Raw genomic sequence first — 6,400 nt, 5'->3', positions numbered from 1 at the left:
CGCTCCAACGCCACCGCACACTCCCCCACCCGCGCCGCAAACACCTCCGAACACTCCAACAACTCACGCCCCATACCAACCCACGGCGAACCCTGACCCGGAAACACCAGAACCTTCCGTCCCGAGACAGCGCCACCCAACGACCCGCCGGTCACAACACCGAAATGCGACTCACCCCGCGCCAATGCGCCCAGCCCTGACAACGCCTGATCACGCGAACCCGCCACCACCACCGCACGCTCGGACAACACCGCACGCCGCGACACCAATGCCGCCGCAACCTCCGGCAGCACCACATCCGATGCGGAACCGACGAAGGACGCGAGTCGCTGCGCCTGGCCCACCAGCGAACGAGCACTCCTCGCCGACACCACCAGCGGCACCACATCCGACACCGGCTCAGGCACGGACTCCGCCTGCGGCTCGGGGGAATGCTCCAGGATCAGGTGCGCGTTGGTCCCGCTCATGCTGAAGGAGGACACGGCGGCACGGCGAGGTCGGCCGGTATCGGGCCAGTCGCGAGCCTCGGTCAGCAGCTCCACCGCACCCGCCGACCAGTCCACCTGTGACGACGGAGTATCGGCGTGCAACGTCGCCGGCATCACGCCGTGCCGCAACGCCTCCACCATCTTGATCACACCAGCCACACCGGCGGCGGCCTGAGTATGCCCGAGGTTCGACTTCACCGAACCGAGCCACAAGGGACGCTCGGGTTCCCGCTCCTGGCCGTACGTCGCCAGCAGCGCCTGCGCCTCGATGGGATCACCGAGCACCGTACCCGTGCCATGCCCCTCCACCACATCCACATCAGCCGCCGACAAACCCGCACTGGCCAGCGCCTGACGAATCACCCGCTGCTGCGACGGCCCATTCGGCGCCGTCAAACCATTCGACGCACCATCCTGATTGACCGCGGAACTCCGGATGACCGCAAGCACCTGATGCCCGTTACGCCGGGCCTCCGACAACAGCTCCAGGACCACGACACCAGCGCCCTCGGCCCAGCCGGTGCCGTCCGCGGTCGCGGAGTATGCCTTGCATCGGCCGTCCGAGGACATCACGCGTTGGCGGGAGAACTCGACGAATGTGGCGGGGTTCGCCATCACTGTCGCGCCACCCGCCAACGCCATCGAGCACTCACCCTGACGTAGCGCCTGGGCCGCCAAGTGCATTGCTACGAGGGAGGACGAGCAGGCCGTGTCGATGGACACCGACGGCCCTTCGAAACCGAAGACATACGACACACGCCCGGATGCCACACTCGACACGACCCCTGTCGCGAGGTAGCCGCCCAGTTCCGGCGGGGTCTCTCCGCGCATCCCGTACCCCTGGGTGATCACACCGGAGAAGACACCGACATCCGATCCCTTCAACGTCCCCGGGTCGATCCCGGCCCGCTCCAGCGCCTCCCACGAGACCTCCAGCAACAACCGCTGCTGCGGATCCATCGCCAACGCCTCACGCGGCGAAATCCCAAAGAAGCCCGCATCGAACAGGCCCGCCCCATGCAAAAACCCACCCCGGTCGGTGTACGACTTACCCGCCCTACTCGGATCGGCGTCGAACAACCCCTCCACATCCCAGCCACGCCCCTCAGGAAAACCCGACAGACCCTCCCGCCCCTCACTGACCAAGCGCCACAGGTCCTGAGGGCTCGCCACATCACCCGGGAAACGGCACGCCATACCCACAATCGCCACCGGCTGCGACTTCTCGGCCTCCAGCTCCAGCACACGCTGCCGGGAGCGTTGCGCTTCGCCGAGAACGCGCTTGAGATAGTCGCGCAGCTTGTCTTCATCCGCCATCAAAGTTCAGCTCCTGGAAGGCAGTGGTATCGGGGTGTGGCAGCGTTGCCTGCCGCGGGCTAGTTGCTGAACGTCGTGTCAATGAGGTCGAAGAGGTCGTCGTCGGAGGTGGCGTCGAAATCGAGCGCCTCGTCGCCCGTCCGTGTTCCGTTCGCCGTCGACCAGGTGGTCAGGAGGACCTGGAGCCGGGTAGTCACCTGGGCGCGGATCGAGTCGTCGACAGGTGTCTCGACCAGCCTGGCTTCCAGCTTGCTCAGTTCGGCCAACAGCGGATGCGTTCCGGTGGGGGACTGTGCGGGCTTGAGGCCGTCGTGCAGGTGGCGGGCGAGGGCGAGTGGGGTGGGGTAGTCGAAGACGGATGTCGCGGCGAGTTTGAGGCCGGTGGCTTCGCGCAGGCGGTTGCGCAGTTCGACCGAGGTGAGGGAGTCGAAGCCGGCCTCATTGAACGCTTTGTGGGCTTCGACATTGCTTATCTCGGTATAGCCGAGAACGGTGGCTGCTTGGGTCAGGACCACGTCGAGCAGCAGCTTCTCTTGCTCCTGTGGTGTGAGACTGGCCAACCTCGCGGTAAGTCCGCTGCCGTTCTCCCCGGCCTGCGCCTGCCGGCGCCCGGTTTGTACCAGAGCACGCAGCAGGGCCAGGACGCTCCCGCCGGCTGCCGCGTCGGCGCGCATTCCTCGGAGGTCCAGCTTGATCGGCACTGCGAGTGCGGTTGGCATTCGTAGGGCTGTGTCGAACAGTCGCATGCCCTCAGCCACGCCGATGGGCAGGAGGCCGCCGCGGCTCATGCGTGCCTGGTCGGCTTGGCTGAGGTTCGCGGTCATGCCCGTGGTTTGTTCCCACAGGCCCCAGGCCATCGCGATACCGGGCAGTCCCTCGGCGCGGCGTTTGGCCATCCAACCGTCCAGGAACGCGTTGGCGGCACCGTAATTGCCTTGTCCCGCCGAGCCGAACACACCCGCCGCGGATGAGAACACCGCGAACATCGACAGGTCCATCCCCCGCGTCAGCGCGTCGAGATGACGCACCGCGGTGACCTTGGGAGCGAAGACGCTTTCGACACGCTCCGGCGTCAGCGTTCCGATCACACCGTCGTCCAGCACACCCGCGATATGGACGACGCCGGTCAGTGGGTGTTCGGCCGGTAGGGCCGCGAGCAGTTCGGCGAGTGCGTCTCGGCTGGTGACATCGCACGCCACCGCCGTCACCGTCGCGCCGGTCTCACCGAGTTCGGCAACCAGCTCTCGCGCTCCTTCGGCGTCCGGTCCACGTCGGCTCGCGAGGACGAGATGACGCACGCCGTGTTCACCGACCAGGTGCCGGGCCACCACAGCACCCAGGGAGCCGGTGCCGCCGGTCAGCACAACCGTGCCCTCGAGATCGAGGGGCTCCGGAACGCTCAAGACCATTTTGCCGGTATGCCGGGCCTGGCTCATATGACGGAATGCGTCCGGGGCGCGACGCACGTCCCATGCGGCGAACGGCAGTGGGGTGAGCTCGCCCGCTTCGAACAGCCTCGCCAATTCGACGAGCATCTGCTGGATACGGTCGAGACCGGCATCGAAAACGTCGAACGCCTGATAAGCCACCCCCGGATGTTCTCCGGCGACAACGCCCGCATCCCGGATATCGGTTTTGCCCATCTCGATGAACCTGCCGCCACGCGGCAACAACCGCAGCGAGGCATCCACCAGCTCTCCGGCCAGACAGTCCAGGACCACATCCATCCCGGCACCCGAGGTCCCCGTCAGGAAATGCTCCTCGAACTCCGCCGTCCGCGACGAGGCGATGCCGGCATCGTCGAATCCCAGCTCCCGCAGTACTCCCCATTTACCGGGGCTTGCCGTGCCGAACACCCGGGCACCCAGATGCCGGGCGAGCTGCGTCGCGGCCATACCCACACCACCAGCGGCAGCGTGGATGAGCACCGACTCACCGGCCCGCAGACCCCCCAGATCACGCAAACCGTAATAAGCCGTGAGGAACACCACGGGGACCGTGGCTGCCTGCTGGAACGACCACCCCTGCGGTATCCGCACCAGACACCGGTGATCGGTGACGGTCATCGATCCATATCCGATGCCTGTCAAACCCATCACTCGGTCGCCGACGGCCAGTTCCGTAACGCCCTCGCCAACCTCCAGGACGACACCGGCGCCCTCACCGCCCAGTTCGGCCGCGCCTGGATACATCCCCAACGCGATGAGAACGTCACGGAAGTTGAGGCCCAACGCCCGCAGACCGACGCGGACCTGGCCCGCGGCCAGCGGCGTCGTAACACGGGGCTCCGGCAGCAGGGAAAGGCTGTCGAGCGTGCCGACACCGGTAGTACCCACCCCCAACCGCCACTCGCCCGCTTCGGGGATCTGCAAGGCCCGCTTACCGGCGGGAACGAGCCGCGGCACGGACAGCGTGGTACCTCGGACCGCGACCTGCGGCTCATCGGCGGTCAATACGGCAGGCAGAACCGATCCCATATCGACGTCGGCAGCGAGATCGAGCAGGACGATCCGGTCCGGGTTCTCGGCCTGGGCCGCCCGAACCAGACCCCACACCGCAGCACCAGCGGGATCGGCGACATTTCCCTCACCGCCGACCGGAACCGCACCCCGTGTGACCACCACCAGCCGGGACTCCGCCAGACCCGCAGCAGCGAACCACGCCTGAACGACCTCCAGCACCCTGACGGTCAGGGCAAGCGCGTCGTGCTCGCCGTCACCGCCAACAGCCTCAAGAACCGCTACCGCAGGAACCACCGCGGCATCTGTCAGATCCGTCACGTCCTCGGCCGAAGCCACCAGCGCCGACGGCGGCAGAGACTCCACGCTCGAAGCAGGCGCGGGCAGTTCGCTCCAGTCCACCTCGAACAGCGCGTCGCGACCGTCATCAGTCGCCATCCGATCCAGTTGCTCCACGTCCACCGCCCGGGCGACCAGCGACTCCAGGCTCAGCACCGGACCGCCGGCCCCGTCGGCCGCCTGCAACGACACCGCGTCCGGCCCGGACGGCACCGTCCGCACCCGCAACTCCGAGGCACCCGCGGCATGCAGGCGCAGCCCGTTCCAGGCGAACGGCACACGCATATCCACCCCGGCATCGGCCGGCCGGACGAGCCCGCTCTGCAAGGCGGCGTCGAGCAACGCCGGGTGCAACCCGAAGCGGCTCGCCTCACCATGCTGCTCGTCCGGCAGAGCGACCTCGGCGAACACCTCCTCGCCCCGCCGCCACACCCCACGCAAACCCTGGAACGCCGGACCGTACACATAGCCGCGGCCCGCCATCTCCTCATAGAACCCGACCGCATCGAAGGACACACGCTCCGCACCGACCGGCGGCCACACCGTGAAATCGAAACCATCAGCAGGGACAGCAGCCGCCGTCAGAGTGCCGGCAGCGTGCCGGGTCCAACCATCGATACCGGTGCCGCGACCGTCGTCATCACGAGCCGAGTACACGGCCACCGAACGCGCGCCGTTCTCCTCGGGGCCGCCCACCGCGACCTGAACGCGCATACTCCCCTGCGCGGGTACGACAAGCGGCGTCTCGATGACCAATTCCTCCAACGTGCCGCAGCCCACCTCGTCACCCGCACGCACCACCAACTCCACCAAAGCAGTGCCAGGGACAAGCACGACACCGCCCACAGCGTGATCCGCAAGCCAGGGATGCGTACGAAGCGACAACCGCGACGTACACAACACTCCGCTCGTCTCCGGCACCGGAACCACCGCACCCAGCAACGGATGATCAGCCCCCGACAAGCCGAGCGAGGCGACATCGTTGGCGGTACCGGCGAGCTCCATCCAGTAGTTCTTGTGATCGAAGGCGTACGTCGGAAGGTCGACGCGGCGGGCATCGGCTCCGGCCGCGAGGACGCCGTTCCAGTCGACGTGGGTGCCTCGGACGAAGAGGTCGGCCATCGAAGTGAACAGGCGGCGCGGACCTCCCTCGTGACGGCGCAGGGAGCCGGTCACGACGGCCTCTGCCTCGGCGCCGGCCACGACCTCGCTGATCGGCTGGACCAGGACGGGGTGGGCGCTGGACTCCACGAACACGGTGTGGCCGTCGGCCAGCAGGTCGGCGATCGCGGGGCCGAAGCGGACCTGGCTGCGCAGGTTGCGGTACCAGTAGCCGCCGTCCAGGGCACCCGCCTCGCGGATCCACTCGCCGGTGGCGGTGGAGAGGAATGGCACGGTAGGAGCTTGGCTGCGGATGTCGGCGAATGCCTCGTTCAGGATCTCCTGGACAGCCCCGACGTGCCGGGAGTGCGAGGCGTAGTCGATCGCGATGCGGCGTACGCGGACGCCCTGGTCCTCCAGAGTCTCGATGGCTTCGTCGAGGGCTTCGGTGTCAGCGGTGATGGCCACCGAGGACGGACTGTTGACCGCCCCGATCTCGACCCGACCATCCCACTGCTGTAGCCGAGCAACCGCCTCCTCCTCCGACAACCCCACCGACGCCATACCACCCCGACCCGAGAGAACACCGGAAATGGTCTTGCTCCGCACCGCCACAACCCGAACAGCGTCCTCCAACGACAACGCACCCGACACACACGCAGCAGCAACCTCACCACCCGAATGACCCACCACCGC

Annotated in this window: 2 protein-coding genes; both read right to left on the bottom strand. The window is 67.4% G+C overall.

Features of this window, described 5'->3' with window-relative positions; translation table 11 throughout:
* Positions 1 to 1,808: type I polyketide synthase (locus AB0E24_RS45745; protein WP_435865408.1), on the bottom strand; the 1,808-nt coding region annotated here is incomplete at its 3' end.
* 56 nt (positions 1,809 to 1,864) lie between these two features.
* Positions 1,865 to 6,394: an SDR family NAD(P)-dependent oxidoreductase gene (locus AB0E24_RS45740; protein WP_359385958.1), complete on the bottom strand. Its 4,530-nt coding sequence runs from the start codon at positions 6,392 to 6,394 to the stop codon at positions 1,865 to 1,867.
* Positions 6,395 to 6,400 lie beyond the last annotated feature (6 nt).

The organism is Streptomyces malaysiensis subsp. malaysiensis (genome assembly GCF_040653035.1).
In the GTDB taxonomy this organism is placed as follows: Bacteria; Actinomycetota; Actinomycetes; order Streptomycetales; family Streptomycetaceae; genus Streptomyces; species Streptomyces malaysiensis.
This window is presented reverse-complemented; position numbering and strand designations above follow the sequence as displayed.